Origin of the sequence: Halorubrum salsamenti (assembly GCF_007671685.1) — an archaeon.
Classification (GTDB): domain Archaea; phylum Halobacteriota; class Halobacteria; order Halobacteriales; family Haloferacaceae; genus Halorubrum; species Halorubrum salsamenti.
This window is the reverse complement of record NZ_VCNL01000003.1, coordinates 222,131-249,062: the sequence shown is the minus strand read 5'-3', so window position 1 is coordinate 249,062 and position 26,932 is coordinate 222,131. Positions and strand designations below refer to the sequence as shown.

Here is a 26,932-nt window from a genome sequence, read left to right as displayed (position 1 = left end):
AAGCGCGCCACGGGACGGCCGCTCCCTCGATCCGACCGAAACCCGGGGGGCGGACGATTACTCCTCCAAGGACAGCGACGCGAGCAGCGACTCCAACTGCACCTGCTCGTTAGCGCCCTCGGCGATCCGGTAGTCGGCCTCCCCGATCCGCTCCATCAGCGCGACCGCCTCGCGCTCGCTCAGGTCGAACTCCCAGACGGAACGGTGGAGCTGGTCGATCACGTCGCCGCCGGCCATCCCCGTCTCCGTGAGGAGCTGATCGAGCGTCGCCCGCGCCCGCGAGAAGTCGCCCTCCAGCGCGTTCGTCACCATCGACTCGATCTCCTCGGGCCGCGCGGTCGCCGTGATCGCGTACACCGCCTCCTCGTCGACCACGTCGCCGGTCGTCGCGGCCGCCTGCAGGGAGTTGATCGCGCGGCGCATGTCGCCGTCGGCGGCGTACACGAGGGCGTCGACCCCCGCGTCGGTCACCTCGATCCCCTCCGCGGCCGCGATCTCGCGGGTCTGCGCGGCGACGGCCTCGTCCGAGAGCGGCGAGAAACGGAAGACGGCGCAGCGCGACTGGATCGGGTCGATGATCTTCGACGAGTAGTTACACGAGAGGATGAAGCGGGTGTTGTCGGAGAACTGCTCCATCGTACGGCGGAGTGCTGACTGAGCGTCATCAGTGTTATGCGTCAACACCCCGTTCGCGAGCATGAAGTTGGGAGTCCCCTCCATGCTGATGTTGTACGCCTTGCCGCGATGGCTGTACTCGATACTGTCGATAGCGACCGTCTGAACGCTCTGCAGTCCGCCGTCCGTGACGACCGCCGGTTCGAACTCCTCTTTCTCGTAGTGCTCGTGGTGAGGCATGGCGCCGTCTCCGACCACGACGTAGGTGTACTCGTCTCCATACGTTTCGAGGAACTCCTCGACTTTCTCGGTCTGTCCCCACAGCTCGGCTACGCCTTTGACCTCGATCACCGTGTCTCCGAGTAGGAAATCGGGATGATACACGGAATCAGACAGCTCGAACGCCGGTTCGTACTCGTACTCGATGCCTGCCTCCTGCAGCGCCTTTGCGACGTCGTACTCCCAGTCGGATCGAACGAGGTGTCCGAGTTCGTCGCTGTGTCTGATGTTGCCACCGGTCGGTTCGTGACCTTTTAGCGCTTCGGACACTTTCTGTGCGACTTCCGGATCACGCATCGGATTATTGTCGCCGCTGATGTCGCAAACGGGGTAGTCACAGTTCTCGACGCTCTTTTCGATTACCGCTTGTCTCTCGTCCTCGTCTAGGCTCGCCCACCACTCGGCCGACGCCGTTCCGATATCGTCTTTCACTTCCTCGGGATCGGCGTCGACGACCCACTCCTCCCACGACGTTCCCGACCGCATCTCGCTGATCGTCTCGCGGAATTGTTCGACCGTCTCTTCGTCCATCTCCATGACGTGGATCCCGTGGAAATCCCCGCCGTAGTTCGGGTTGTTACTTCCGGCAAAGCGACCGTCAGAGAGTTTTTCGACGATCTTTTCGCGCCGCTCGTCGGACCATTCGGTCCCGTGCATCGGATTCCCCTCCCCGCGCGTCTCTTGGCTGTGGCCCTCATTTTTGCACTCGATGGAACAGAACCGTCCCGCCGTCCACGACTCACAGATCTCGCACTGAGACACTCCGATCTCGTCCTTGAAGTCCGCAATTTCGTCTCCCGCCGATAGTTCTCTGAGTTCCTTCTCTACGAGTCTCCCGTCTTCGCCGACCACGAAGAACGGGTGAGTTGGACTCGCGGTCGTGGTTCGACCGTCCTCCAGCTCCACTTCGAGGAAATCCGCGGTACCGGAGTCGACGAGTTTCCCTTTGTCGGACTGTATCTCGTTGGTCTCGAAATCGACGGACGGGATCGGTTCGCCCTCCGCGCTCACCTCCTCGATCGGTTTTATCTCGGGCTTCGACGGATATCCCGTCACAACCTCGGTTCCCGGTGGAACGCACAACGAGTCCGCCTCATCAAGGAACACGATCCGGAAGTCGCCGCCGAACGACGAGCGCGCGAACCCCTTGATCCGGTCGCGCACCACGTCGATGCCGCGCTGGTCGGAGGCGTTCAGTTCGAGGAAGTTCCCCCGCCAGTTGTCCTCGCCGTACACCTGTCGAGCGATGGCGGTGGCCGCGGTGGTCTTCCCGACGCCCGCCGGGCCGCTGAAGAGCAGGTGGGGGATGTCGTCCTGCTCGATGTAGCTCTGGAGCCGCTCGACGATCTCCTCCTGTCCGTGGATGTCATCGAGCGACTGCGGCCGGTACTTCTCGATCCAGATCTCCCGGCCGGTCGCGGTCGCAGCCGTCTGCTCGTCGGCCTCGCTCATGACGGATCGGAGGATCGGCGGGGTGATAAACGCCCCGAGACCCGGCCGCGTCGGCGAGCGGAGGCGAGCAGAAGCGAGCAGGTTCGCGCCCCGGCTCTCGGGCGTCAGTCGCTCCGCGAGAGCCGCTGGAGCTCGTAGGCGAACACCCAGATGCCCATCAGCACGCCGACGGGCACGACGACCTCGGCGACCTCCCGTGAGACCGGCAGCTCCGCGACGTCGATCAGCAGATGCGTCGTGGTCGCGGCGACCTGCGCGAACAGCTCGTACTCCTCGCGGATCGTGTTCGTCAACATCGACCCGACCACGAGGGTCACCATCGAGGCGACGCCGTGGACCGTCCCCCGAATATGTGGCATAATCGTCACATCCGTGACGATCTTAAAAGGTGTTTCTCCCGCGGCGTCTCGCTTCTTCGGCTCTGGTCTCTCCTCTCGCTCCCCCTACTTCTCCCCTACGCGAACTCGTCGATGAGTTCGGGCACCACGTCGAACAGGTCGCCGACGATCCCGTAGTCGGCGATGTCGAAGATGGGCGCGTTCGGGTCGGTGTTGATCGCGACGATCGTGTCCGACCCCTTCATCCCGGCGACGTGCTGGACCGCGCCGGAGATGCCGACCGCGATGTACACGTCCGGCGTGACGACCTTTCCGCTCTGTCCGACCTGCCGGTTCTTCGGGAGCCAGCCGTTGTCGACGATCGGCCGCGACGCGGAGAGCGTCGCGCCGAGCGCGTCGGCGAGCTCCTCGACGAGCTCCAGGTTCTCTTCATCCTCGATACCGCGGCCGACGGAGACGAGCACGTCGGCGTCCGCGATGTCGACGTCGCCGCCGCCGACCTCCTCGAAGCCCGTGACGCGCGCGCCCGACTCCGGATGGTCGACCTCGAGGGACTCGACCGGCGCGTCGCCGACGCCCTCCGCGGGCGCCCACTCGCCGCCGCGGACCGTGAGCACGTGGCGGTCGCCGTCGACGTCGACGGTCGTCTCCACCTTCGAGCCGTACATCTCGCGGGTGACGGTCAGCCCGTCGTCGTACGCGAAGCCGATCGCGTCCGTCACCAGCGGGAGGCCGTGCGCCTCGGCGACCGCGGGCGCGTAGTCCAGCCCGTTGACCGAGTTCGGGATCACGACGGTCCCGGCGTCGGTCTGCTCGAGCAGCGCCCCGACCGCCGACTGGTAGACGTTGTGATCGAACTCCTCGCCGTTCGAGACCGCGTGGACCGCGTCGACGCCCTCGCGGTTCAGATCGTCTGCGAACTGATCGATGTCGCCGCTGATCGCCGCAACGTGGAGGTCGCCTCCCTGCGCGTCGGCGAGTTCGCGTCCGGCCGTGATCGCCTCGTAGGAAACGTCTCGAAGCCCTCCGCGTCGGTGTTCCGAGACGACGAGCACGTCGGACATCACGCGCCCACCCCCTTCTCGCGGAGGACTTCGGCCAGGCGCGACGCGCTCTCCCCCGCGTCGCCCTCGATGATCTCGGCGTCGGACTCGCTCTCCGGCTCGTACATCGAGGTGATCGCCAGCGCGCTCTCGACGTCGGCCGCCGACAGCCCGAGGTCGGCCAGGTCCTTCGCGTCGATCTCCTTCCGCTGCGCCTGCCGGATGCCTCGGAGGCTCGCGTACCGCGGCTCGTTGAGCCCGGTCTGGACCGTCAGTACGGCGGGGAGATCCACGTCGGTCAGCTCTTCGATACCGCCCTCCAGCTCGCGGTGGGCGTGTGCGACGCCCGCGTCGGCATCGACCTCGAGGTCGTTGACGACGGCGGCGTGCTCGAAGCCGATCCGCTCGGCGAGCGCGACGCCCGTCGCGCCGAACCCGGTGTCCGCGGCCTGTACGCCGCCGAGTACGAGGTCGGGCTCCTCCGCCTCGACGACCGCCTCGAACGTCGTGACCTTCGCGGCCACGTCGGCGAAGCCCGCTTCGAGGGCGTCGTCCCACACCCGCACGGCGCGGTCGGCGCCCTTCGCGAGCGCCATCCGAATCGTCTCCTCGGCGCGCTCCGGCCCGATGGTGACGGCGACGACCTCGTCCGCGATCCCCGCCTCGGCCAGCTGCACCGCCGCCTCGACCGCGTAGTCGTCCCACTCGTTGAGGTCGTACTCGAGGTCGGACGCCGCGATGTCGGTGCCCTCGATCGCGAATTCGTCGTCCGGCTCCGCGACCTCCTTGACTGTCACCAGAACTTTCATGATCGATACTCCGTCGTTCGACCTGTAAGAGCTTTCGGAACACCTCACCGCGGACTCGCGGTTTCCGCTCCGTCCCGACCTCTCGGCGTCGGCCTCCCGCTTCGCCTCCCGATATCCCGCCGCCGGTCTCAGGTCTCGGAGCCGTCGTCGCCGTCGTCGCCATCGCCCTCGTCGTCCGGGATCGAGATCAGGTTCTCGCGCCCCAGCCGGAGCTTCTCCACGCGCCCCGACTCGGCCATCGCGGAGAGCAGCTGTGACACCTTCGCGTCTGACCACCCGGTCTCCGCGACGATGTCGGCCTGTCGCATCCGCCCGCCGTTGTTCTCCAGGAGGCGCTCTACGCGCTCCTCGTCGGACAGCAGCGAGAGGTCCTCGTTTTTCTCTTCCCCGGCCGCCGCGGCGTCGCCTTCCGTTCCGTCGCTCTCCGAGTCCGGATCGCCGGAGGCGCCGGACGCGGCGTCGCGTCCTCCGTGCCCGACCGGTTCCCCTCCGTCGCTATCGACTGCTCCCTCGCCGGCGCTCTCGCCCGCCTCGGTGGGGGAATCTCCGTCCATTCGCCGATAGCCGGCGATACTCCCGGCGATGAGCACCGCGGCGACGACGATCGCGGCGGCGAGCATCGCCCAGGGGGGTGCGGCTGTGCCGGCGGGCGTGTACACGACCGCGAACCGCTCGTCCTCGCCGAAGGTGCGCGGTCCCTCGACGATCACGGCGTTATCGCGCAGCGGGACCGTGGCGCCCGGGGTTCCGGTGACGGTGTACCCCTCCGGCGTCTCCACTTCGAGCGTCTGTCCCTCCTCCAGCGAGAACAGCCATGTCCCGCCGTTCGGCGTGGTCAGCGCGTCGCCCAACCGCAGATTCTCGCCGTCCTCTTCGAGGAACGCGGTCCAGACGAACGTCAGCCGGAACTCGCCGACTGCCGTCGTCTCGCCGGTGGCCACGTCGAACGACGAGGGGTTGTCGTGGACGATCACCTCGCGGTCCACGTCTTCGATCCGCATCGTTCGGTCGACGTTCCGGTTGGCCTCGCGGGCGAACCCCTCGAACAGCGTCGCCTCGGGCCCGACCTCGCCGTCGAGGAACCTGTCGCCGGTCGCGTCGAACGCCGCGCGGTCGGCCTCGTCGGCGAGCGCGTACCTGACCGACACGGTCCACCGGGCGTCGCGGTCCGGTGTCGGTTCGATCAGGATCCGTGTCGCCGTGTCCGGGTCGAACGGTTCGTTGATCTGTTCGACGGCGGAGGGGTCAACGGCGGACGGGCCGGCCTCGAGGGAGGACGAAGACGAGGGCGAGGGCGCGTCTCCCGCCACGGGCACGGCGCCGCTCACGACGAGTGCGACGGTCACTAGCCCGACGAGGAGAGCGCGAGACGGGGCGTTCCGCATACAGATCACCGCACTCAGGCGTCGGGCAAAACGCTTTCCATCGCTCGTTTCGGCCGCTGATGGAGCCGTAACAACCGAGTCGATCGCGGACCCCGACGGATCGCGCCGGCTCGTTGAGGTGGATTTTTTATATCCTGACGCGAACCGGGGTAATATGAGAGCCCTCCCGATCTCCCTCGCGGTGCTGCTTCTGCTCGCGCCGATCGCCGGCGCGGTGTCGCCGGCGGCGGCCGCGGGGGCGCCCCCCCACCCGGCCGCCGAGAGCGCTATCGGGGCGCTCGACGGCGTCGACGAGGATCGTGACCGCCCGCAGGTCGACACGGGGAACCTCACCTTCCGGACGCTGTCCACGCCGGTCGACGTCGACACGCGTTTCGGGTCCGAGAGACGCGGCGCAGACCTCGGCTCGTCGATCGGGTTCGCTGTCGACGAGACCGACTCGGCCATGGAGACCGCGGCGGTCATCGAGCGGATCGAGGGCGCCGAGACGAGCGCGGAACGGCAGCGCCGGATCCTCTCTGCGATCAACCGCGTCGAGCGCGCCGAGGTGACGCTCAACAGTCGACAGGCGGAGGCGTTCAACGCTCACGCTACCGGCAACCTCTCCAACCGAGCGCTCCTCGACGAGCTCGTCCGCATCGCTGCGACCGCCCGCGAGTACGACGAGCGGCTCGACGAAATCGACGCCCTCGCTGAGGAAACGGACGGGTTCAGCTCCCCGACCCGACTCGACGAGCTTCAGGTCGCGCTACAGGTGTACGAGGGTCCCGTCCGGGACTACGCGCTCTCGGCTGCGCGCGGCGCGACGCCCGCCACCAGCGTGTACGTCGAGTCGAGCGAGCGGTCGATCGTGTTAGCGACGATCGTCGACGGGGAGTACGTCCGCGAGGTCTTCCGGCTCGACCGCTGGGACCGCGGGGGCGGCTCGATCAGCAACACCGAGGCGATCAATGCCACCTCCGAAGCCTACCCTGAAACGGTGTCGCTCCGCGAGCCCGACGCGTTCGGCGCCGGCTCGGTCCAGCGGATAACCGTTCCCCACGAGTTCGGGCTCCTCCGTACCTTCGTCAGCGGCGGCACGGAACAGGTGTTCGTGGAGCACCAGCGGATTGCGCTTGGCGCGTTCCCCGACACCGAGTCCGTCTCCGAGAGCGGAGACGGATTCAACGTCACCGTCGACCGCAGCTACGCCGGCGGCCCGGTAACGGTAACCGTCCGCGACGACGAGACGGGCGAGCCCGTCCGCGACGTTACCGTCACGAAAAGCGTCGGCGACGGCGACAGCCGGACGATCGGCACCACCGACGCGGACGGTGCGGTCCGGACGCTCTCGCCGGCGGAGTCCTACCGGGTCACCGTCGTCGACGAGCCCCGCGCTCTCTTCATCGACAACCTCGACCCCATCGCGACACCGCGTCCGATCGACGGCGAGTAGCGTCGCCGCTGGCCCCGACGCTTATTACGGATCCCGCGGCAGCCCCTCCGTGCCCACCGACACTGACGCCGATTCGTCGCGGGATCCGGCCGCTGGCTGCGGATCGCCGACTGAGACCCGACCGACAGAGCCGCGATCGACTGCGGATCGGTCTGCCCGCGCGTTCACGCCGATCGCCGGTGTCCTGCTGCTCGCTATCACGGTCGTGCTAGCGGGCGGCGTCGTGACCGCGGCGATCGGCGCCCCGCCCGAGCCGGCGCCGACGGCCTCGCTGTCGCTGTCGGCGACCGACGATCGGATCACGGTTACACACCGCGGTGGCGACGCGCTCAACGCGACCGAGCTAGAGGTCCGGGTACGCGTCGACGGCGAGCCGCTCGCCCGTCAGCCGCCGGTCCCGTTCTTCTCGGCGGCGGGGTTCCATCCCGGACCGACGGGCGCGTTCAACGCCGCGACTGACGAGGACTTGCGCGTCGGCGGGTCAGCGTCGTTCCGGGTCGCGGGCACGAACGCTCCGGCCCTCGAACCCGGTCGGACGGTCACCGTCGACGTCTCGGTCGATGGCCTGCCCGTCGCGACGCTAGAGACGGTCGTCGAGTCGGGGTAGGGGACGGGATGAGAAAGAACCGCTCGAGCGCTGCCCGCTACTCCTCGGAGACCCGCGCGACCGTCGTGATCGCGCGCGGGCTTTGTGGGCTCGCCCGCTGGATGTGGTGCTCGTACGTCTCGTAGCCGGCCGCCTCGAACATCCGGTCGGCCTCCTCCTCGTCGTAGAACAGCATGATCGCGTCGGCGACCCGCTGGAGGACGGGGTTGTGCGGGTAGTCGGGGCCGACGACGAGTACCTGACCGCCCGGCTTCGCGACGCGGCGAAGCTCTCGGAGCCCCTCGATCGGGTTCGGCCAGTACTCGATCGATCCGGAGGACCAGACGATATCGAACGTGTCGTCGCGGAACGGGAGCCGCTCGGCGTCGCCGCGGTAGAAGTTCACGCGGTCGTGTTTCCCGAACTTCTCGAACGCCTTCTCCATCTGGTGGACGCTCTGGTCGAGGCCGTGAACGTCGTCGGCGTGTTCGAGCAGTCCCTCGGTACCGAACCCGGTGCCACAGCCCACGTCGAGGACTTTCGGATCGTCGAGGAACTCCAGCCACGAGAGCGCCTCCGTGCGCATCTCCTCGGTCCAGGTGAACCGGTTGACCCGGTCGTACACCTTCGAGAGGTACTTGTAGAACAGGCGGGCGTTCGACTTGTCCTCGAGGATCCCCATTTACCGCTCGGTTGGGTCGCCCGCCCCATAACGACACGGATCCTGAGCGGTCGATGTCCGCTGTCCCCTCTGTGGGCTCCCCTGTTCCGACCGGCTTTTCCGCCCGCCGCTCGACCGTCGGGTATGGAACCGACGACGAGCGGCCGCTTCCGCGTCCACGACCGCCGCCCCCGTCCCGACATCGACGGGACCGGCCCGTCCGACCCCCCCGAGGAGTTCGTCCTCGTCGAGCACCCGGAGAGACCGATCGACCCGACCGATCCGGACGCAGAGGACCGGTTCGACCCGATGTACGCCGCCGCCGAGGGGTACGAGGGAGACCTCGCCGACCGGATCGCGTCGCTGGAGCCGGGGTTCGTCGTCGACGCGACGCTGGCGTGGACCGACGGCTCGGCCCGCCTCGTCGACGTCGAGACCGTCCGCGAGACCCGCTTCCGCTTCGCGGACGACGTGGAGGGGATGTTCGAGGCCGCCGTCGACGCGTGGGACCAGATCCGCTCCGCGGGCGAGGCGGTCGGCTCGATCACGACCCGGTCGAACGACGGCGAGCCGAACGGCGCGCTGTACCTGTTCGCGGACGCGCCGGGAAGCGACGCCTTCGCCGACCTCCGGGCGGGTCGGCTCCCGATCGAACCCCTCGTCGCGCGCGTCAACGAGTCGCGCGAGGACGACGACCCCCGGGAGGTGTTCGTCCTCCGACCGGCCGCGCACGAGTTCGTCGCCGTCTACGTCGTCTTCGACCGCGACGGCGTGCTGGCCCAGACGGTCCGCGACACCTACGACCTCGGTCCCGGACTGGCGGCGGGTCTCGACGACGGCGCGCTCGATGCGGCCAAGGCGGGATCGGACGGCGACGGAGACGGGTCGGGCGATGCCGGCGACGAGGACGGATTCGACGCGCTCGACCGACTGTAAGCCGGCGCGCACGGTCTCGTCCGCTCAGAGCCAGTCGGCGTCCGGATCGACCCGGCCGTCGGGCGTCTCGCCGTTGAGCACGGCGGCCACGTCGGCGGCGCCGCTCCGATTCAGACCCTCGCGGGCCTCCTCGCTGTACCACGCCGCGTGCGGCGTGACGACCGTGTCGTCGCGGCCGACGAGCGGGTCGTTCTCGGGGGGTTCCTCGGCGAGCACGTCGAGGCCCGCGCTCTTGATCGCTCCCGTCTCCAGCGCGTCGAGCAGCGCGTCGGCGTCGACGACCGGTCCGCGACTCACGTTGACGACCACGGAGTCCTCGTCGAGGCGACCGAGGGCGTCGGCGTCGACCATTCCCCGGGTCGCGTCCGTCAGTGGGGCGTAGACGCCGACGTGGTCGGAGCGGTCGAACAGCTCATCGAACGCCGCCTTCTCGACGTCGTACTCCGCCATCTCCTCGGCCTCTACGAACGGGTCGTAGGCGACGAGGTCGGCGTCGAACCCGGCGAGCTGTTCGGCCGCACGCCGCGCGATCGGACCGAACGAGACGAACCCGATCGTCGACGCGCTCACGCGGCGGATCGGCCGCCCGGCCTCCCAGCTCCAGCCGCCGCCGGCGACCCCGTCGTCGTACACCTTCAGCGAGCGGAGACAGGCGAGAAGCAGCGAGACGGAGTGTGTCGCCACCTCGTCGGTGCAGTAATCCGGGACCCGGGTGACGGTGACGCCGCGCTCGGCGGCGGCCTCGACGTCGACGTTGTTCACGCCGACCGCCGACCGGACCACCGCCCGGAGGTCCAACGCGTCGAGCGCCTCGGCGGTGACCGGCGTGTCGATATCGGTCACCACCGCGTCGGCCCCGTCGGCCGCCGCGATCAGGTCCTCGGTCGATCCCAACTCGGCGACCTCGATCTCGACGGGCTCGTCGGCCGCGTCGTCGAGGACCTCGCGGTACGTTTCCGGGTCGATCATCGGGTACGCCGACAGCACGACTCTGGCCATATGTGAACGTTTATCCCGCCACACTTGACGGCTTTCTTGTGTTTTCAGCTTCTGAGACACCGATTTTCGATCGTGATCGTCTGTTCCCGCTCCGGCTTCGCTCCGTCTCTCGTTCGATTCGCGTCCGACTTTCGATGCCTCTTTGCGCGCGCGCCCGTAATGGCGCTCGTGAGCGACGACAGTCCGGGTGATCGCTCGACCAAACCGCCGATGCTCGTCCTTTTAGAGTCGCTTGCGTTCTACCGAAACGCCCGCGTCGGGCTCGTCGTCGGCACGGTTCTCGCGGTCCTCCTGTACGCGGTCCGGTTTCTGGAGCTGCTCGGTCCGGTGATCGACACCCGTGACTACCCGCTGTTCGGTCCGGACGTGTGGTTCGTGTTGCTGGCATTCGTGCTGGCGGCGACGTTCGCGCTGCTCGTCGCTGTCGCGCTTACCGTCGCCGAGGCCGCACGGGGAGCGCGAGACGTGTCCAAAGAGAGCGGCCGGTAGAAGACCGGGAGACGCGACGGTCAGTCGGCGGTACAGGAAGCGTCGCTCTCGTCGCCGGTGAGTTCCTGTGCCGGTTCGGTGAGCTTGTAGAGGTTCTGACGGGCGTCCGCGAAGTACACGTCCTCGTCGACGACGCCGATCCCCTCCAACCGTTCGAGCGCGTAGCGGACGGTTCGAGCCGACAGCATCGACTCTTGGACGATGCCCTTCTGAGTCAGCGGCCCGTTGTACTCGAGCACCTTGAAGACGAGCTTGGCGCTCGGCGGGAGGTCGTCGAGCCCCTCCGTTTGGGTTCCTTCCATCGTTACGAATCGAAACCGCACATCATGATAAATGTTGATGCGTCACCGCGGTCGATCGGGCGTTTTATCGCAGTATGCGGGGCTTTTTGCCTGTTTATGGGGCAAATACCGGCAATATAACCCGATAACTCGGCTGTAGACTGACCAGTCAGTCAGCGATGGCGCTCGCGCGCGCTTCGCGGCCGACCATCTTCGGAGTTCAATCTCGAGGGCGACCCGGACCCTCGGCGGGCTCTCGGGCGCTCGACGCGACTCGGGCGCTCGACGCGAGTCGGACCGTCCGTCTCGGTGAGTGCCGTTCCGAAGAAGGGACGCCGGGCGGAACGAACGGCTTTTCACGTGCGCTCGCGGATCGACTGGTATGAGCGACGACTCGGGGATAACGGGCCATACCCGAAGCGTGGTCGTCACGACGATCTGCTGTCTCGCGGGGATCGCCGCCGGTGTCGTCTCGGCCGCGTACGTCGGGACGGATCCGGTCGACGCCGCTAGCACCACCCTCGTGCTGGTGATGGGGGCGTTCGTACTCGCCCAGTACCCGCTGTACAAGGCGATCGGCGTCGGCGACTTCGGGGTCAAGGACAACCTCTACGTGGCGTTTCTGACGTTCACGCTGTGGTTCATCAGCTACACCGTGCTTGCGACGTCCGGCGTCCAACTGGTGGCCTGAGATGGCGGACGACAGCATCGCCGTCGTCGACCTCGATCGGTGCCAGCCCGACCGGTGTAACTACGAGTGTATGAACTACTGCCCGCCCAACCGGACGGGCAAGGAGTGCATCACGAAGCGCGGCGAGGACGCCGCCGAGGGCGACCCGGACCAGATCCACATCTCCGAGGAGATCTGCCTCGGCGAGACCTGCGGGATCTGCGTCGAGAAGTGCCCGTTCGACGCGATCGAGATCATCAACCTCCCCTCCGAACTCGACGAGGAGCCGGTCCACCGCTACGGCGACAACGCCTTCTCGCTGTACGGGCTCCCGACCCCGGAGCCGGGCAACGTCACCGGTATCCTCGGTCCGAACGGGATCGGGAAGTCGACGGCGGTCCACGGGCTCGCCGGCGAGATGGTCCCGAACCTCGGCGACCACGAGGCCGACGGCGACTGGGAGCGCGTGCTCGACAGATTCCGCGGCACCGGCCTGCAGAACTACCTGGAATCGCTGAAGGAGGGCGACGTGACGGTCGCGCGCAAGCCGCAGTACGTCGACCAGATTCCGAACCAGTTCGACGGTAACACCCGCGAGCTGCTGGAGCGCACCGACGAGCGCGGCGCGCTCGACTCCCTCATCGACCGGCTCAACATCGCGCCGGTGATGGACCAGCCGATCGACTCCATCTCCGGCGGCGAGCTCCAGCGCGTCGCCATCGCGGCGTGTCTCGCCCGCGACGCCGATTTCTACTTCCTCGACGAGATCACGCCGTACCTCGACATCGGCCAGCGGATGGTCGTCGCCCGGCTCATCCGCGAGCTCGCGGACGACGACGCCGCCGAGCGCTCGATGCTCGTCGTCGAACACGACCTCGCCATCCTCGACCTCCTCGCCGACACCCTCCACGTCGCGTACGGGGAGCCGGGGGCGTACGGGGTCATCACCGACCCCAAATCGGTCCGCAACGGGATCAACGAGTACCTGAAGGGGTACCTCGACAACGAGAACATGCGGATCCGCCCGTCGGCGATCACCTTCGAGGAACACGCCCCGCGGGTCGCCTCGCGCAGCGAGACGCTGATCGAGTACCCCGAGCTCACGAAGTCGTACGGCGAGGGCGAGTTCGAACTTCACGTCGAGGGCGGCGAGATCAACCGCTCCGAGGTGCTCGGCGTCGTCGGCCCGAACGGGATCGGGAAGTCGACGCTCGCGAAGCTGTTCGCGGGCTCGCTGGAGCCGGACGAGGGAGAACTCGACTTCGCGCTCGACATCGCGTACAAGCCGCAGTACATCGAGATCGATCAGCCGATGCGCGTCGACGCGTTCCTCTCCTCGATCACCGACGACTTCGGGAGTTCCTACTGGAACACGGAGATCGCCCAGCCGCTCCAGCTCGACCGCGTGATGGAGCAGAACCTCTCGGACCTGTCGGGCGGGGAGCGCCAGCGCGTCGCCATCGCGGCGTGTCTCTCCGAGGACGCCGACCTCTACCTCCTCGACGAACCCTCCGCGCACCTCGACGTGGAACAGCGCGTGCGCGCGACGACGGCGATCCGCCGGTACGCGGAGAACCACGACGCGACCGTGATGGTGATCGACCACGACATCTACATGATCGACCTCCTCGCCGACCGCCTGATGGTGTTCGACGGCGAGCCGGCCGAGCGCGGGCACGCGACTCCGCCCCAGGAGATGCGCGACGGGATGAACGAGTTCCTCGCCGACCTCGACATCACCTTCCGGCGCGACGAGCGGACGGGCCGCCCCCGGATCAACAAGCCGGGCTCGCAGCTCGATAGCCAGCAGAAGCGCGACGGCGAGTACTACTACTCGACCTAACGCTGTCCGTCCTTCCGACCAGCCGTCCCCTTTTCGCACCGACCGATCGGCGGTATCGAAGCGATTAAGCACGGAAGCCGCAAACGACGGAGTATGCAACACCTCATCATTCGCGGCGACCCCGGGATCCGGCGGGACGCGGTGATCGAGTACGAGGGCGAGGAGCTGGTGTGTTTCGGGATTAACGTCCAGGGCGGCTGGCACGGCCCGGACGAGCCCCAGCTCTGGTGTACCGTCGGCACCGAAGACGAGCGCGAGGCCTACGACAAGCGCGAGTACGTCCCGCACTGGCTCGACGTCGACACGATCGACGCCGAGGAGCTCGACGTGATCAAAGCGAAAGGCGAGCTGTCGGTCTAACGGCGCCGTTCTTTTGCGGTTTCGGCTCGGCTCTCACACCGGTGGGTCGTCCAGCCACGCCTCGATCGCGCCGGCCATCGCGCCGCGCCGGTGAATCGTCCTCGTGTCGGGGTCGACCACGGTGCTCTCCGTGCCGGGCGTTTCGCCGTCGTCGACGACGGTCGCGACTCCCTCGCGGATCCGGTCGTCGAGGTCGTCGGGATGCGTGACGCTTCCGCGCCCGGAGACGTTCGCGCTCGTCGCGGTGAGCGGTCCCGTCTCTCGGAGCAGGTCGCGGGCGACCGGGTGGTCCGGCACGCGGATCCCCACCCGGTCGCGCCCGGCGGTGAGCGCGTCCGGGACCGCGTCGCCGCGCTCGACGACCACGGTCACGGGCCCGGGGAGGAACGCCCGGGCGAACGCGACCGCGAACTCGGTGGGCTCGGTGTAGCGGAGCGCGGCGTCGACACTCGGGACCCCGAGCGAGAGCGGGTTCGAGCGCTCCCGGCCCTTCAGCTCGAACACCCGTTCGACGGCGGCGGGATCGAGGGCGTCGCCGCCGAGCCCGTACACCGTCTCAGTCGGGTAGACCACGAGGTCGCCGTCGGCGACCGCCTCGGCCGCTCGTCGGAGGGCGTCGCTGTCCTGTGTCACGACTCCCCGTTCGGCGCGGTCGCGAAAAAGGGTGACGAGTGGGGGCAACGCGTGCGGACGACCGGGAGCGCCAACTGCCGCCTCGGAGTCAGTCGACGAGCCGGTCGATCGCGTCGTCGATGGCCTCGGCGTCGGGGAACTCGGGATGTTCGGTCGCCACCCACGCGTATTCGACGGTGCGGTCCCCGTCGAGAAGGAAGGCGGCCGGCCGCGACTCGGTGATCCCGGTCATTCCGTCGATGTCGTGTGCGAGGCCGTACTCCTCGATCACGTCCGCACCGGGATCGGAGAAGATCCGGACGCCGTCGCCGCGCTCGGCGAGCAGGCGCTTGTGGGCGTACGGCGTCGAGATCGAGACGCCGAGAACCTCGAGGTCGTCGGCCCAGCCGTGGTCGTCGACGGTGTTGTAGAGGTACGTCCCCTGAAAGGCGCCGTCCATCGGGTGGAACAACAGGAGGGTCGGCCCGTCGACGGCCTCGCCGAGTGCGCGGTCCTCCCAGTACTCCTCGCCGACGAGCGGCCGGGTGAAGTCGGGCGCCGTGTCGCCCTCGGCGACGTGGTCCGTCTCGGGCAGGGAGACGACGTCGAAGTCGGGCATCTCAGGCACCTCCCTCGCCGTAGGTTCCCTTCAGGTACTCCACGATGTTCGCGCTCTCGGACATCGTCACGCCCGTCTCGCGGTCGACGATCGCCGGCACGCTGCGGGCGCCGGAGACGCGCTTGACGACGTTGCGCTCGGAGTGCATCGGCTCGACGTACCGCGAGCGGTACTCCAGATCGAGTTCGTTCAGGGTGCGGACGACGCGCTCGCAGAAGGGGCACGCCTGCAGCCGGTACAGGGTGATCGGTGGGTCGCTCATGTCCCGCCGTTCGCCGGCGAGACGGGTAATCGTGTCGACGGCGGTACTCCGGGGAGGCGACGCCTCGAACCGTTCGTTTCGATGTCCGTCGATCGCCGGAGGGCGCCCGAGAGTACCCGATGCTCGGCCCGCACAGAGGGTACCCGAAGGGAACGCTTTAATCGCGGGGCAACAGAAAACAAACGAATATGGGCTTGTCGTCTAGCGTGCCGGTGGCCGACCTCCTCCAGATACCGATGCCGGGAAACGGCGTCGTGACTGCCTTCGGCGTCGCCGCGATTCTCATCTTGGTCGGGCTGTCGGCGTTCTTCTCTTCGTCGGAGATCGCGATGTTCTCCCTGCCGCAACACCGCGTCGACAGCCTCGTCGACGAGGGGGTAACGGGAGCGGAGACGATCCGCGGCATGAAACAGAACCCCCATCGCCTGTTGGTTACGATCCTCGTCGGCAACAACATCGTCAACGTGGCGATGACCTCCATCGCGACCGCGCTGTTCGGGATCTACCTCTCTCGGGGGGAGTCGGTGCTGGCGACGACGTTCGGGATCACGACGCTCGTGTTGATCTTCGGCGAGAGCGCGCCGAAGTCGTACGCCGTCGAGAATACCGAGTCGTGGGCGCTCCGGATCGCCCGCCCGCTGAAGCTCTCGGAGTACGCGCTGTACCCGCTCGTCGTCCTCTTCGACTACATCGTGAAGGGGGTCAACAAGGTCATCGGTGGCTCGTCCGCCATCGAGTCGACGTACGTCACCCGTGACGAGATCCAGGACATCATCGAGACGGGCGAGCGCGAGGGGGTCATCGAGGAGGAGGAGCGCGAGATGCTCGACCGCATCTTCCGGTTTAACAACACCATCGCCAAGGAGGTGATGACGCCCCGTCTCGACGTCACCGCGGTCGCGAAGGAGTCCTCCGTCGAGGAGGCGATCGAGAAGTGCATCCAGGCCGACCACGAGCGCGTCCCCGTCTACGAGGGGAACCTCGACAACATCATCGGCGTCGTGACCGTCCGTGACCTGGTGCGTGAGCTGCGCTACTCCGAGGGTGAGCCCTCGCTGGAGCGCGTCGTGAAGCCGACGCTGCACGTCCCCGAGTCGAAGAACGCCGACGAGCTGCTCGCGGAGATGCAGGAGAACCGCCTCCAGATGGTCACCGTCATCGACGAGTTCGGGACCACCGAGGGGATCATCACCTTAGAGGACATGGTCGAGGAGATCGTCGGCGAGATCCTGGAGGGCGACGAGGAGGCTCCGGTGGAGTTCTTAGAGGACAACGTCGCCGTCGTGCAAGGGGAGGTGAACATCGACGAGGTCAACGAGATGCTCGGGATCGACCTCCCCGAGGGCGAGGAGTTCGAGACGCTCGCCGGCTTCGTGTTCAACCGCGCCGGGCGCCTCGTCGAGGAGGGTGAGGAGATCGAGTTCGACGGGATCCGGATCCGGATCGAACGCGTGGACAACACCCGGATCATGTCCGCACGGGTCACCGTCCTCGACGCCGAAGAAGTGGCCAAGTCGATCGAGGAGAGCGAGTTGGCGGAGTCGGATGGGGAGCCCGAAGCGGCCCCGAACGACGCGGAGTAAGAGACGGGTGCGATTTGTGGCTTGAGAGCGGACGGTTTCGCGGTTCGGTTAGTTGCTTATAAGTGATTGATCGCGGATCGGCGGTGAACGCCTCCAACGCCCCAGCCGCGAGGGCGAAGCGCTCGCTTGCAGCCGGCGGCACAGCCGCCGGCGACTGCCCCGTTGAGTCTCCCCCCGCACAGCACCGCCCCGCCCCTCACGCCTCCCCAGCCTCGTCACCGGACTGCGTCCGGTTGCAAGCGAGAGCTCCGCTCTCGCCCTGTCGCTGGCGCCGACGGCGCCAGCGATTCCCTCGCGCGTGCTCCTCGTGGCCTATCGGCCACTCGAAGGCACGCGCCACCGCACGGTTCGTTTATAAGCGATCGTCGCGGTCTGTCGGCTCCGTCGCCCATCAAGCCCGATCCGAAAACAGGCTCTCGGCGCGGCTTATCCTTTAAACGGCGTACGCCCGAGCGGCCGCGACCAGCGCCTTCCGGTAGTCGCTCTCGGAGGGGTCGGGGCCGAGTTCGAGGAACCGGCGCTTGAACGCGTCGACGTCGACGGCGTCGGTGTCGCTGGCGGCCGCGCGCGCGAGGTCGTAGATGCGGTGGTCCGTGCCGGCGATGTCGTGGCGCTCGACTAAGGCGAGCGCGAACGCGGCGTTGACCGCGGTGATCTCCGGGTCCGCGCCGCCCGTGACCGGTGGGGAGCCGTCCCGCGAGACGTCGGGGCGGTCGGCGACGGCGGCCGCGAGAGTCGATTCGAGGAAGCCGAGGAGCTTGTCCGCGGGCGCGACCGAGAGCGTGATGTCGTCGGCGTAGATGTCCTTCATGTGGTTCGCGATCTGGTAGCAGTGCGCGAGCTTTCGACGCTCCACCTGCTCGCCGGCGAGCCCCAGATACAGCGCTTCCTCGGTCGACTGGACGTGGGAGGCGTGGCCCTCCTCGTAGCGGGCCATGTGCGAGAGCTCGTGGACGGCCAGCTCGCGGGCCATCGCGCTGGTGGCGGCGCGCTTCGAGACGTTCAGGACGTGGTAGCCGTCGTAGTGGCCGGCCCACGTCCGCTCGTCGGGGTCCTCGCGCACCTTCACGTGGACCGGGTCGTCGAGGGAACACTCGGTCTCGAACAGGTCGGCGGCACCGAGAAACGGGTCGGGGGGGATATCCCCCTGTACGCGGAGGTCCATGCGTACATTTCACACGGGAGCGCCGGGTAAGTCTCTTGCGCCCGTCGAAGGCTTTTGCCGCCACGCGTCGAACCTCGGACCATGGACACGCGCGTCTACGCGGGCTACGACGACGGGCTCCGGATCGTCGACCCGGAGACGGGATCGGTCTCGCTCCGACTCGCGGACCGCGCGGTCGAGTGTCTCTCGGTCGTTTCGGGCGGGGAGGGACCTCCCTCCGCGGACCTCACCGACACCCGAGTGCTCGCCGGGACGTTCGACGCGGGGCTGTTCCGCTCGACCGACGGCGGAGAGACCTTCGAGCGCGTCGCCGCCGAGACGCTCGGTCCCGGCGGATCCGGCCCCGAGGCGGTCACCGCGGTCGCGACGAGCCCGCACGATCCCGCGACCGTCTGGGTCGGTACCGAGCCGTCCCGGGCGTATCGATCGGCGGACGGCGGCGAGACCGTCGGACGGGTCGGCGGGCTGACCGGGGTCCCATCCGCGTCCGAGTGGTCGTTCCCGCCTCGACCCGACACCCACCACGTCCGATGGATCGAGCCGTCTCCGGCCGACCCGGAGCGCTGGTTCGTCGGCGTGGAGGCCGGGGCGCTGGTCGTCACGCCGGACGGCGGTGAGACGTGGGTCGACCGGCCCGAGGGCTCCCGGCGCGACAACCACGCGCTCGCGACGCATCCGGACGCGCCGGACCGGGTGTACGCGGCCGCGGGCGACGGGTTCGCGGAGAGCGACGACCGCGGCGACTCGTGGCGGATCGTCGACCGGGGGCTCGATCACGGGTACGTCTGGGGGCTGACGGTGGATCCGGGCGACCCGGAGACGGCGATCGTGAGTGCGGCCTCGGGGGCGGGGGCGGCGCACCGACGCGGCGAGGCGTACCTCTACCGGCGGTCGGCGTCCGACTCCGGCCCCCGCTTCGAGCGCCTCGACGACCGGGGGATTCCGGCCGGCGAGGGGACCTACCGAGCGGTCCTCGCGAGCGGGCGGGCGGACGGAACGATCTGGGCGGTGCACAACGAGGGGCTCTACCGGACCCGCGACGCTGGCGAGTCGTTCGAGCGAGTTCCCGCGGACCTTCCGGCGTCGCCCGCGCGGGCGCTCGCTGTGAAGTGAAGTAAGGGATGGGACGGAGCGCCTCGGCTCCGAAGCTACTCTCGGACGACGCCGACGACGAGGTAGACGATCGGCGTATCGAGGACGGCGATCGCGAGCTTGAGGAGGTACTGACCGAGCCCGAGCGCGAGGAGGATGCTCGGATCGAGGGGATCCCCGGAGCCGAGGACGAGAGGGGCGGCGTAGAAGGCGACCCCGACGAAGATCGCGGTGTCGATGGCCTGGCTGCTGGCGGTCGACGCGATGTTGCGCAGCCACAGCATGCCCCGACCGGTGCGGTCGCGGATCGCGTGGAAGACGAACACGTCCCAGTTCTGGCTCACGACGTACGCGAGCAGGCTCCCGGCGACGACGTTGGCCGCGGGGCCGAGAGCCGTGTCGAAGGCGGCGGCGATCTCGGGATTCACGCCCGGAGCGGCGAGGGTGGACCAGACCAGCGCGAGCACGAGGAAGTTCGCGAGGAAGGCGACGTTGACGACCACCTGCGTCGCGCGACGCCCGTACAGCTCGGCGTAGCAGTCGGACGCGAGGAACGTCAACGCGTACGCGAGCGCGGCGCCCGGCAGCGTGATCTCCGGGCCCACAACCGGGAGCGCGAACGGGAGCGGGAGCGCGAGCACCTTCGCGGCGGTGAGCTGCGCGGTGGCCAAGGCGACGACGAACAGCGTGATCAGCGAGACGGCGGCCACCGCGGAGCGGTCCAGCGGATCGGCCGCGAACGGCCCCTCCCCTCCCGCCTGCGTCGCCGCCTCACTCATCGTCGCCTCCGGTGGACTCGTCGGAGTCGGCAACGCCCCGGCCCGACTCGTCATCGAGCCGATCGTGGCGGGCGTCGATCTCGTCGAGCACGTCGAGCGTCTTGCGGATCGACGCGCGGACGGCGTCGCTGCGATTCACGAACTTCCCGTCGTCGCCGACGTGGCCGTCGAGGTCGTCGAGCAACTCACCCGGGATCTCCACGCTTATCTTGGGCATACCGCGTCGATCATCTCGGAGCGATAAGAGCATTATTATCCTGGGGTTCTCTTGAGAATATCTATTATAGATTGGATCCGGACGACCCCTGCGATCGACCTGTCTCACGCGGGCCGCGTGGAATCGCACATCGTCGACGGGCTGTCCGTTGAGTGAGACCGTTCTGCTCGACCGACACCCGATGAGTCTTCCGTTCCCAGTAGACGACCGGATCGCTTCTGTACCACGTTCCCCATACGATACTACTTCGCCGCAAAATATGTCGCGCACGGGCGACCGAGAACCGTACTCATCCCACCCACCTCGGGATATCTAAACTTTTACTGCCGTTGTCGACGATTCCTTTCGCCCATAGATCGGGCGTCTTAGGCGCTTACGAGTGTGTGTTAATTGAATCTGCCTGTTCTATATCCCACAAAGCATTTATAGCTGATAGTTCATTCTCTGATTGCGACCCCTACCCAAATGGCTGCAGTACTGAGTACCGAGAGTCGAGTCCGGCCGCACCTCCACGACCACGTTGGCGACGACGAGCGGGCGTCCCTCGAAGACGACGGGAAAGCTGCTGTGGTCGACACAGAACACAACTACAAACAATGACAAACGACAATACTACACGCAAGAAGGCCGGTGCGGTCTTCTTCAGCGTGATTATGGTTGTTTCCATGGCTGCTGTCGGCTTTGCCGGCGCTGCCGCCGCCCAAACACCAGGAAACGACCCCACTGACGTCGACTTTGTCGTCGACGGAGAGACGGATCCGGGTATCGTGTATGAAGGACAGGACGTTACCGCCACGGGGCTGAACGACGACACGAACTACGTGCTCCGGTCGGTAGATGAATTCGACGGTGACGACATCACGGAAAGTACGTTCGAGGCGGAGTACGAAACGGATAGTGATGGAAACCTCACGATCGACACGAGTGGTCTCGAGGCCAACGACTACTACCTCCGCGGGCCTGAACTGGACGAGACTCGAGATAACACCTTCGAGCTGAGTGTTCAGGATATCAGCATCGATTGGGAAGAGGCGACCTACGACACCGGCGAAGAGGAAGCCGAGCTCAACGTCGAGTCCCGCCGGAACAGCTACAACATGAACGTCAGTGCTGACGGCCTCGACTACGACGAGCTTGAGGCGCTGTTCGAAACGGACACCGATAACGATCCGGTCGGTGACATCGCGCAGGACGCCGCGGAAGATGACGACGAGATCATCGTTCGCGGCTTCCGTGACGACGCGCTGATCGCCAACTTCAGCAACACCGACATCGATCCCGGTGAGTACGAGTTCACGGCCGAAGTGACGGACACGGAAGCCGAAGACACCGCATCGGTAACGCTCGAAGAGGAAGACATCGAGGCCAGCTTCGGCGAGTCGATCACCACCGCTGCGGCCGGTGATGTCGTCAACGTGTCGGTCGAACTCGAAGACTCCGACAGCACCTTCGTCAGCATCGGCGGCGAGGACGTCGGCTTCTTCGACGTCGTCGAAGTGGAAGACGACGACGACGACGACGAAGTGACCTTCCAGGTCAACACGCGCGTCCTCGGCACCAACCAGTCCGGTGACGCCTACCAGTCGGACGACGACATCGTCGACCGGAACCCGTCCGACGCCTCGTACGAGGACGAGGACGGTGACCCGGTCGATAACCTTACCGACTTCCGGATGAACCAACTCGAGCACGACGAACTGGTTCGCCCGGCCCAGCCCGGTGAATACGACCTGATCGCGAGCGGTGACGGTGTGTTCGCCGTCGACGAAGACGGAGACCTCACCGTTGACGACGAGCAGGACATCGCGACGCTCGACCTCACCGAGCCGACGATCGACGGCGTGACGATCCACACGGCTCCGGCTGACAACACTGACGAAGCCGACAACGTCGAGGAACTCCTCGAGGATGTCACCGCGAGCGAGAACATCGCCTTGGACGACCGCATGGTCATCCAGGTCGAAGCCGACGGTGTCGAGGGCTTCGTCGCGCAGTCCACCAGTGCGAACCTCAACGACCTCAACGAGGGCGTTGACGGCAGTGGCCTCACCGACCTCGTCGAGAACGATGAAGAAGGCGTGACCTTCGAGGTCGAGTCCACGTCGGCGACTGCGAACCAGGACCCGGCCGACCTCGACTTCTCGGAGACGACCGTCTACTTCGCTGACGGTCAGTTCTTCGTGGTCGCCGACACGAGCAACGACGACACGTTCGACGGCTCCGTCTCCGACGGTGACGACTTCGAAGTCACCTACGAGTACGAGACCGACGAGGACGAACGCTACAGCTTCGCTACCGCCGGCGGCGACTACAACGACGGCGAGATCGAGGACGCGTTCCCGTACTTCGCGCCCGAGACGAGCGCGTCCGCGGAGGCTACCTTCACGCTGGAGGAGCGCTCGGCGTCCTTCGACAACGAGAACGCTGACGACCAGATCGAGGTCCCCGTCGGGGAAGAAGCGTCCATCTCGGGCACGACGAACGTCGCCCCGGGCTCGGACGTGAGCGTCCGCCTGCGCTCGGCGTCTGACGTCTCCCCCGGATTCATCCTGACGGACGACGACGCGGAGATCGCCGAGGACGGCACGTTCAACGCGAGCCTCGACACGACCGAGGGTGAAGTCGACGACGAGGGAACGATCCGCTTCCGCGTCGGCAGCTCCAACGTCGAAGAAATGGACGCCATCCTCGTTGAGGGTGTCGAGGAAACCGCGACCTTCGAGGTCTCGGACCTGAGCCCCGAAGAGGCGACCGCCACCGCCGGTGACTCGGTCGACGTGTCGGCGACGATCGAGAACACCGGTAACGGCGAAGGCACCCAGAGTGTCGCGCTCACGCTTGACGGCGACGAGCTCGACAGTCAGGACGTCACACTCGGTGCCGGTAACAGCACCACGGTCGAGTTCACCGCGGACACGTCCGGACTCGACGCCGGTGACTACACGCACGGCGTTGCCACCGACGACGACGAGCAGACCGGCACGCTGACCATCGAGGCAGCGGAAGACGGCGAGGACGGCGAAGACGGTGAAGACGGTACGGACGGCAACGAGACCGACGGTGAGGACGGCGGAGACGGTGAAACCGACGACGGGACGCCCGGCTTCGGTGCCATCGTGGCGCTCGTCGCCCTCATCGCGGCTGCGCTCCTCGCGACGCGGCGGAACGAGTAACGCAGCAGCGACACTCGCAACTACCGGCCCTCGCGGGCCGACTCCCTCGCGGTATTTCTTTATCGGACTACGCGTCCAGCGACAGCGCTCGGGCCTCTCGTCGGTGGCCCTGTGTCCGCGTGACGGTCAGTCGCCACTCGCACGCCCTCCGTGATCGGGTGAGAGCGGTAGGGACAGTACGTCGGCCCGCCGACCCTCATGCGGCACCGATACGACGGTTTCGACGACGCTGTCGTCGGCCGTTGTCCCTCCGATTCGTTTCGAGGTATCCACTTCCACCGAGTCGCCTCTCTCGTTGCGGTGGGGCTCCCACGCCCGCTTGCGCTCGGCTCCGTCGGATTCTCCCGTCTCACTCTGCCGTCGTGCGTCTCGTTCGCGATCTCGCGGAGTGGAGCCCGCGCTCGAGGTCGGACGTGTTCGGCGTGGTGCGGACGTGGTGCCGAGCAGCTCGGGCACGACGGGCGCCGTCACACATACAGCGGGACAAGGAGGAAGCCAACGGCTTCAGCCGTGGGAGGTATCCGACAGCGACGTCCGGAGGAAGCACACGGCTTCAGTGGGGGCATCCGACACGCGACGCGTCGTATCGCCCTCGATCAGCGGACCGCTCACAGTGAAAAACGATGGGGACGCGAAACGAGATTCCCTACCCAAAGAGAACACGTTCGCCGCCCTTTTGGGGACCATTTAGTCCAGTTATACTGATGTTAATAACCGTTGCGATTAGTGCATCAGATCTCATGACGGTCGAAAAACATCTCTGAATAACACGTTTTGGATTATTTCAGCCTAAATAGGCGTATGACGGGCTGTAGCGGTATTTGGTATGGAATAACACACAGAAACATAGACACAAAGTATTTATCAGGACCGCCATGTGTTAGACGTGGAGTACCCCATAAGCCTGGGAGTAACTATCCGAGACCGGGTTTGGTTGCGACCTCGACGAGGTTGTCGGTGCGATGCGGAACGGGGGACCACGGTCAACGAGAAAGCTGCCAACGCGATGCAGACAACACACAACACAAATGACAAACGACAATAATACAACACGCAAGAAGGCCGGTGCGGTCTTCTTCAGCGTAATCATGGTCCTTTCCATGACTGCTGTCGGCTTTGCCGGCTTCGCCGGTTCTGCTGCAGCCGCAACAGGGAATGATAACGTCGACTTCGAAGTCGGCGACAACACAAATCCGAGTATCGTCTATCAGGGACAGGATGTTAATGCGACAGGTGATGGTATCACTGATGGCGAGACCTACGTGCTCAGAACGGTAGATGAGTACGACGGAGATAACATCACTGAGAGTACATTCGAGGCAGAGTACGATGCAGAAGGCAATAATGTCTCGATTGATACCGAAAATCTCGAATCTGGCGAGTACTTCCTGCGTGGGCCTAACGGCAAGGACGGGCAGCTCGATGAGGTTCGAGACAATACCTTCGAGCTGACTGTTCAAGATATCAGCATCGATTGGGAAGAGGCAAGCTACGACACCGGTGAGGAGTCGGCCGAGCTCAACGTTGACTCTCGCCGGAACAACTACGCTATGAACATCAGTGCTGACGGCCTCGACTACGAGGAACTCGAAGCACTGTTCGGTAACAGCACAAACAACCCGAGTGACGACACTATCGACCAATCCGCTGCGAGTGACGACGATGAGTACATCGTTAGCGGCTACCGTGACGACGCGCTGATCGCCAACTTCAGCAACACCTCGATCGACGCCGGCGAGTACGAGTTCACGGCTGAAGTGTACGACACGGAAGCGTCCGACACTGCCTCGGTGACCCTCGAGGAAGAGGACACGGACGCGAGCTTCTCTGACTCCGTCGTCACCGACGCGGCCGGTGACGTCGTGAACATGAGTGTCGAACTCGAGGACTCCGACAGCACCTTCGTCAGCATCGGCGGAGAGGACGTCGGCTTCTTCGACGTCGTCTACGTTGAGGACGACGACGACGACGACGAAGTGACCTTCCAGGTTAACACGCGTACGCTCGGCACGAACAACTCGAGCAACGCCTACCAGTCGGCAGATGATATCGTCAAGACAGATGCGGCAAACGAGGGCGCCACCTTCACCGATGAAGATGGCGACTCCATCACTGCTGGTGATACCACCGCTGAAGACTTCCGTACGAATGAGAGCGGACTCGACCAGAGTGAGCTGGTGCGGCCGGCTCAGGCTGGCGAGTACGACCTGATCGCGAGCGGTAACGGCGCGTACACCGTCAACAGCGACGGTGACCTCGTCGTCGAGGACGAACTCGACATCTCGACGCTCGACCTCGTCGAGCCGACGATCGACGGCGTCACGACGCACACGGCTCCGTCTGACGACACTGACGCGTCTGACGACGTCAGCGCGCTGCTCGAAGACGTTACTGCGAGCGAAGACATCGCTCTGGACGACCGTCTGGTCATCCAGGTCGAAGCCGACGGTATCGAAGGCGACATCGCTCAGCGGTCCGGTGTCCCGCTTAACGAACTCAACGAGGGCGTCGAAGGTGACTACCTCACTGAACTCGTTGATGACGACTCCCAGGGCGTGAACTTCAACGTCGAAGCGACGTCGGCGACTGCGAACCAGGACCCGGCCGAGCTCGACTTCGACCAGACGACCGTCTACTTCGGTGACGGTCAGTTCTTCGTCGTCGCCGACACGAGCGACGACAGCACGTTCGACTCGGTGTCGGACGGTGACTCCTTCGATGTCACGTACGAATACGTGACCGACGAGGACGACCGCTACAGCTTCGGTACGGGCGACGGCGTGACCCCCAACTGGGACGACGCCGCAGGTACGCGCGACACGTTCCCGTACTACGCGGCTGGTAACGAAGCGTCTGCCGAGGCCACCTTCACGATGGAGGAGCGCTCGGCGACCTTCGACAACGAGAACGCTGACGACTTCGTCGAAGTCGGTGTGAACGAGGAATCCTCGATCACCGGTACGACGAACGTCGCTCCGGGCTCGGAGATCAGCGTCCGCCTGCGCTCGGCTTCGGGCGTCTCTCCGCAGTTCATCCTGACGGATGACGACGCGGAGATCTCCGAGGACGGCACGTTCAACGCGACTCTCGACACGACCGAGGGTGAAGTCGACAACGAAGGGACGCTCCGCTTCCGCGTCGGCAGCACCAACGTCGAAGAAGTCGACGCCATCCTCGTCGAGCAGGTTGAGGATGAGACGGACGAGACGGACGAGACGGACGAGACGGACGAGACGGACGAGACGGACG

At 66.3% G+C, this 26,932-nt stretch carries 25 protein-coding genes and 3 pseudogenes; 12 read left to right on the top strand and 16 right to left on the bottom strand.

Annotated elements, in window-relative coordinates; all coding sequences use genetic code 11:
• Positions 1–57: 57 nt before the first annotated feature.
• From FGL94_RS18580 to FGL94_RS10255, 7 genes and pseudogenes are all read right to left on the bottom strand, one after another.
• A pseudogene (locus FGL94_RS18580) lies at positions 58–669 on the bottom strand (replication factor C small subunit); the annotation flags it as partial.
• A gap of 3 nt (positions 670–672) precedes the next feature.
• Positions 673–1,905, bottom strand: a pseudogene (locus FGL94_RS10275) (replication factor C small subunit); the annotation flags it as partial.
• A gap of 69 nt (positions 1,906–1,974) precedes the next feature.
• Positions 1,975–2,346, bottom strand: a pseudogene (locus FGL94_RS18880) (AAA family ATPase); the annotation flags it as partial.
• A 104-nt stretch (positions 2,347–2,450) separates the two neighbouring features.
• Positions 2,451–2,705, bottom strand: coding sequence for a hypothetical protein (locus tag FGL94_RS10270; protein WP_186313389.1), 255 nt, complete (start codon positions 2,703–2,705; stop codon positions 2,451–2,453).
• A 95-nt stretch (positions 2,706–2,800) separates the two neighbouring features.
• Positions 2,801–3,748, bottom strand: a complete 948-nt coding sequence (locus tag FGL94_RS10265) for an electron transfer flavoprotein subunit alpha/FixB family protein (protein ID WP_144924396.1) — start codon at positions 3,746–3,748, stop codon at positions 2,801–2,803.
• Positions 3,748–4,536: an electron transfer flavoprotein subunit beta/FixA family protein gene (locus FGL94_RS10260; RefSeq protein ID WP_144924393.1), complete on the bottom strand. Its 789-nt coding sequence runs from the start codon at positions 4,534–4,536 to the stop codon at positions 3,748–3,750. Before FGL94_RS10260 ends, FGL94_RS10265 begins: the two co-directional genes overlap by 1 nt.
• Positions 4,537–4,664: 128 nt before the next feature.
• Positions 4,665–5,921 carry a helix-turn-helix transcriptional regulator gene (locus FGL94_RS10255; protein ID WP_144924390.1) on the bottom strand — a complete coding sequence of 419 codons (1,257 nt, stop codon included), beginning with the start codon at positions 5,919–5,921 and terminating at the stop codon, positions 4,665–4,667.
• A 154-nt stretch (positions 5,922–6,075) separates the two neighbouring features.
• Between FGL94_RS10255 and FGL94_RS10250 the strand changes: the two genes are divergently transcribed.
• Together FGL94_RS10250 and FGL94_RS10245 are read left to right on the top strand one after the other, a co-directional pair.
• A complete protein-coding gene (locus tag FGL94_RS10250; protein ID WP_144924387.1) occupies positions 6,076–7,356 on the top strand; it encodes a DUF7094 domain-containing protein in 1,281 nt (426 codons plus the stop codon).
• 49 nt (positions 7,357–7,405) lie between these two features.
• Entirely contained in the window at positions 7,406–7,963 is a 558-nt protein-coding gene (locus tag FGL94_RS10245; RefSeq protein WP_394348596.1) for a type IV pilin N-terminal domain-containing protein, read from the top strand.
• 37 nt (positions 7,964–8,000) lie between these two features.
• On the opposite strand, the gene FGL94_RS10240 is transcribed toward FGL94_RS10245, so the two are convergent.
• On the bottom strand, positions 8,001–8,624 hold the full coding sequence (locus tag FGL94_RS10240; RefSeq protein ID WP_144924384.1) for a methyltransferase domain-containing protein: 624 nt from the start codon (positions 8,622–8,624) through the stop codon (positions 8,001–8,003).
• A gap of 123 nt (positions 8,625–8,747) precedes the next feature.
• On the opposite strand from FGL94_RS10240, the gene FGL94_RS10235 reads away from it, so the two are divergent.
• A complete protein-coding gene (locus FGL94_RS10235; RefSeq protein ID WP_144924380.1) occupies positions 8,748–9,539 on the top strand; it encodes a DUF6663 family protein in 792 nt (263 codons plus the stop codon).
• Between the two features lie 24 nt (positions 9,540–9,563).
• On the opposite strand, the gene FGL94_RS10230 is transcribed toward FGL94_RS10235, so the two are convergent.
• The gene (locus tag FGL94_RS10230) at positions 9,564–10,538 is read right to left on the bottom strand and encodes a C-terminal binding protein (protein WP_144924377.1); all 975 of its coding nucleotides are present in this window, start codon (positions 10,536–10,538) and stop codon (positions 9,564–9,566) included.
• A gap of 168 nt (positions 10,539–10,706) precedes the next feature.
• On the opposite strand from FGL94_RS10230, the gene FGL94_RS10225 reads away from it, so the two are divergent.
• Positions 10,707–11,027 (top strand): DUF7536 family protein, encoded by a 321-nt coding sequence (locus FGL94_RS10225; RefSeq protein WP_449405029.1) that lies wholly within the window; start codon positions 10,707–10,709, stop codon positions 11,025–11,027.
• A gap of 20 nt (positions 11,028–11,047) precedes the next feature.
• Here the strand turns inward: FGL94_RS10225 and FGL94_RS10220 are convergent, their stop codons facing one another.
• On the bottom strand, positions 11,048–11,329 hold the full coding sequence (locus FGL94_RS10220) for a MarR family transcriptional regulator (protein WP_144924375.1): 282 nt from the start codon (positions 11,327–11,329) through the stop codon (positions 11,048–11,050).
• 361 nt (positions 11,330–11,690) lie between these two features.
• On the opposite strand from FGL94_RS10220, the gene FGL94_RS10215 reads away from it, so the two are divergent.
• From FGL94_RS10215 to FGL94_RS10205, 3 genes are all read left to right on the top strand, one after another.
• Positions 11,691–11,999: an EMC6-like membrane protein gene (locus FGL94_RS10215; protein WP_144924372.1), complete on the top strand. Its 309-nt coding sequence runs from the start codon at positions 11,691–11,693 to the stop codon at positions 11,997–11,999.
• A 1-nt stretch (position 12,000) separates the two neighbouring features.
• Positions 12,001–13,821 carry a ribosome biogenesis/translation initiation ATPase RLI gene (locus FGL94_RS10210; RefSeq protein WP_144924369.1) on the top strand — a complete coding sequence of 607 codons (1,821 nt, stop codon included), beginning with the start codon at positions 12,001–12,003 and terminating at the stop codon, positions 13,819–13,821.
• Positions 13,822–13,914: 93 nt separating this feature from the next.
• A complete protein-coding gene (locus FGL94_RS10205; protein WP_004049300.1) occupies positions 13,915–14,181 on the top strand; it encodes an HAH_0734 family protein in 267 nt (88 codons plus the stop codon).
• A 33-nt stretch (positions 14,182–14,214) separates the two neighbouring features.
• On the opposite strand, the gene FGL94_RS10200 is transcribed toward FGL94_RS10205, so the two are convergent.
• The 3 genes from FGL94_RS10200 to FGL94_RS10190 form a co-directional block, all read right to left on the bottom strand.
• Entirely contained in the window at positions 14,215–14,814 is a 600-nt protein-coding gene (locus tag FGL94_RS10200; RefSeq protein WP_144924366.1) for an L-threonylcarbamoyladenylate synthase, read from the bottom strand.
• Between the two features lie 88 nt (positions 14,815–14,902).
• On the bottom strand, positions 14,903–15,412 hold the full coding sequence (locus FGL94_RS10195; RefSeq protein ID WP_144924363.1) for a redoxin domain-containing protein: 510 nt from the start codon (positions 15,410–15,412) through the stop codon (positions 14,903–14,905).
• 1 nt (position 15,413) lies between these two features.
• The gene (locus FGL94_RS10190) at positions 15,414–15,674 is read right to left on the bottom strand and encodes a glutathione S-transferase N-terminal domain-containing protein (RefSeq protein WP_144924361.1); all 261 of its coding nucleotides are present in this window, start codon (positions 15,672–15,674) and stop codon (positions 15,414–15,416) included.
• 188 nt (positions 15,675–15,862) lie between these two features.
• Between FGL94_RS10190 and FGL94_RS10185 the strand changes: the two genes are divergently transcribed.
• On the top strand, positions 15,863–17,257 hold the full coding sequence (locus FGL94_RS10185) for a hemolysin family protein (protein ID WP_144924358.1): 1,395 nt from the start codon (positions 15,863–15,865) through the stop codon (positions 17,255–17,257).
• Between the two features lie 433 nt (positions 17,258–17,690).
• Here FGL94_RS10185 and FGL94_RS10180 read toward each other — a convergent pair whose 3' ends face one another.
• Positions 17,691–18,422: a DUF5781 family protein gene (locus FGL94_RS10180; protein WP_144924356.1), complete on the bottom strand. Its 732-nt coding sequence runs from the start codon at positions 18,420–18,422 to the stop codon at positions 17,691–17,693.
• Positions 18,423–18,503: 81 nt separating this feature from the next.
• Between FGL94_RS10180 and FGL94_RS10175 the strand changes: the two genes are divergently transcribed.
• Positions 18,504–19,535 (top strand): WD40/YVTN/BNR-like repeat-containing protein, encoded by a 1,032-nt coding sequence (locus tag FGL94_RS10175; RefSeq protein WP_144924353.1) that lies wholly within the window; start codon positions 18,504–18,506, stop codon positions 19,533–19,535.
• Between the two features lie 35 nt (positions 19,536–19,570).
• On the opposite strand, the gene FGL94_RS10170 is transcribed toward FGL94_RS10175, so the two are convergent.
• Positions 19,571–20,293 (bottom strand): queuosine precursor transporter, encoded by a 723-nt coding sequence (locus tag FGL94_RS10170; RefSeq protein ID WP_144924350.1) that lies wholly within the window; start codon positions 20,291–20,293, stop codon positions 19,571–19,573.
• On the bottom strand, positions 20,286–20,510 hold the full coding sequence (locus FGL94_RS10165; protein ID WP_144924347.1) for a ribbon-helix-helix domain-containing protein: 225 nt from the start codon (positions 20,508–20,510) through the stop codon (positions 20,286–20,288). Before FGL94_RS10165 ends, FGL94_RS10170 begins: the two co-directional genes overlap by 8 nt.
• Positions 20,511–20,975: 465 nt before the next feature.
• Between FGL94_RS10165 and FGL94_RS18800 the strand changes: the two genes are divergently transcribed.
• The 3 genes from FGL94_RS18800 to FGL94_RS18305 all read left to right on the top strand — a co-directional run.
• A complete protein-coding gene (locus FGL94_RS18800; RefSeq protein ID WP_277752619.1) occupies positions 20,976–21,110 on the top strand; it encodes a hypothetical protein in 135 nt (44 codons plus the stop codon).
• Positions 21,107–23,683, top strand: a complete 2,577-nt coding sequence (locus tag FGL94_RS10160; RefSeq protein ID WP_144924343.1) for a BGTF surface domain-containing protein — start codon at positions 21,107–21,109, stop codon at positions 23,681–23,683. Before FGL94_RS18800 ends, FGL94_RS10160 begins: the two co-directional genes overlap by 4 nt.
• Positions 23,684–24,783: 1,100 nt before the next feature.
• Positions 24,784–26,932: BGTF surface domain-containing protein (locus tag FGL94_RS18305; protein ID WP_186313388.1), on the top strand; the 2,149-nt coding region annotated here is incomplete at its 3' end.

Coding starts and splice junctions, on each gene's coding strand:
- FGL94_RS10270 (WP_186313389.1), bottom strand. CDS start 2,705: ATGCCACATATTCGGGGGACGGTCCACGGCGTCGCCTCGATGGTGACC.
- FGL94_RS10265 (WP_144924396.1), bottom strand. CDS start 3,748: ATGTCCGACGTGCTCGTCGTCTCGGAACACCGACGCGGAGGGCTTCGA.
- FGL94_RS10260 (WP_144924393.1), bottom strand. CDS start 4,536: ATGAAAGTTCTGGTGACAGTCAAGGAGGTCGCGGAGCCGGACGACGAA.
- FGL94_RS10255 (WP_144924390.1), bottom strand. CDS start 5,921: ATGCGGAACGCCCCGTCTCGCGCTCTCCTCGTCGGGCTAGTGACCGTC.
- FGL94_RS10250 (WP_144924387.1), top strand. CDS start 6,076: ATGAGAGCCCTCCCGATCTCCCTCGCGGTGCTGCTTCTGCTCGCGCCG.
- FGL94_RS10240 (WP_144924384.1), bottom strand. CDS start 8,624: ATGGGGATCCTCGAGGACAAGTCGAACGCCCGCCTGTTCTACAAGTAC.
- FGL94_RS10235 (WP_144924380.1), top strand. CDS start 8,748: ATGGAACCGACGACGAGCGGCCGCTTCCGCGTCCACGACCGCCGCCCC.
- FGL94_RS10230 (WP_144924377.1), bottom strand. CDS start 10,538: ATGGCCAGAGTCGTGCTGTCGGCGTACCCGATGATCGACCCGGAAACG.
- FGL94_RS10220 (WP_144924375.1), bottom strand. CDS start 11,329: ATGGAAGGAACCCAAACGGAGGGGCTCGACGACCTCCCGCCGAGCGCC.
- FGL94_RS10215 (WP_144924372.1), top strand. CDS start 11,691: ATGAGCGACGACTCGGGGATAACGGGCCATACCCGAAGCGTGGTCGTC.
- FGL94_RS10210 (WP_144924369.1), top strand. CDS start 12,001: ATGGCGGACGACAGCATCGCCGTCGTCGACCTCGATCGGTGCCAGCCC.
- FGL94_RS10205 (WP_004049300.1), top strand. CDS start 13,915: ATGCAACACCTCATCATTCGCGGCGACCCCGGGATCCGGCGGGACGCG.
- FGL94_RS10195 (WP_144924363.1), bottom strand. CDS start 15,412: ATGCCCGACTTCGACGTCGTCTCCCTGCCCGAGACGGACCACGTCGCC.
- FGL94_RS10190 (WP_144924361.1), bottom strand. CDS start 15,674: ATGAGCGACCCACCGATCACCCTGTACCGGCTGCAGGCGTGCCCCTTC.
- FGL94_RS10185 (WP_144924358.1), top strand. CDS start 15,863: ATGGGCTTGTCGTCTAGCGTGCCGGTGGCCGACCTCCTCCAGATACCG.
- FGL94_RS10180 (WP_144924356.1), bottom strand. CDS start 18,422: ATGGACCTCCGCGTACAGGGGGATATCCCCCCCGACCCGTTTCTCGGT.
- FGL94_RS10175 (WP_144924353.1), top strand. CDS start 18,504: ATGGACACGCGCGTCTACGCGGGCTACGACGACGGGCTCCGGATCGTC.
- FGL94_RS10170 (WP_144924350.1), bottom strand. CDS start 20,293: ATGAGTGAGGCGGCGACGCAGGCGGGAGGGGAGGGGCCGTTCGCGGCC.
- FGL94_RS10165 (WP_144924347.1), bottom strand. CDS start 20,510: ATGCCCAAGATAAGCGTGGAGATCCCGGGTGAGTTGCTCGACGACCTC.
- FGL94_RS18800 (WP_277752619.1), top strand. CDS start 20,976: ATGGCTGCAGTACTGAGTACCGAGAGTCGAGTCCGGCCGCACCTCCAC.
- FGL94_RS10160 (WP_144924343.1), top strand. CDS start 21,107: ATGACAAACGACAATACTACACGCAAGAAGGCCGGTGCGGTCTTCTTC.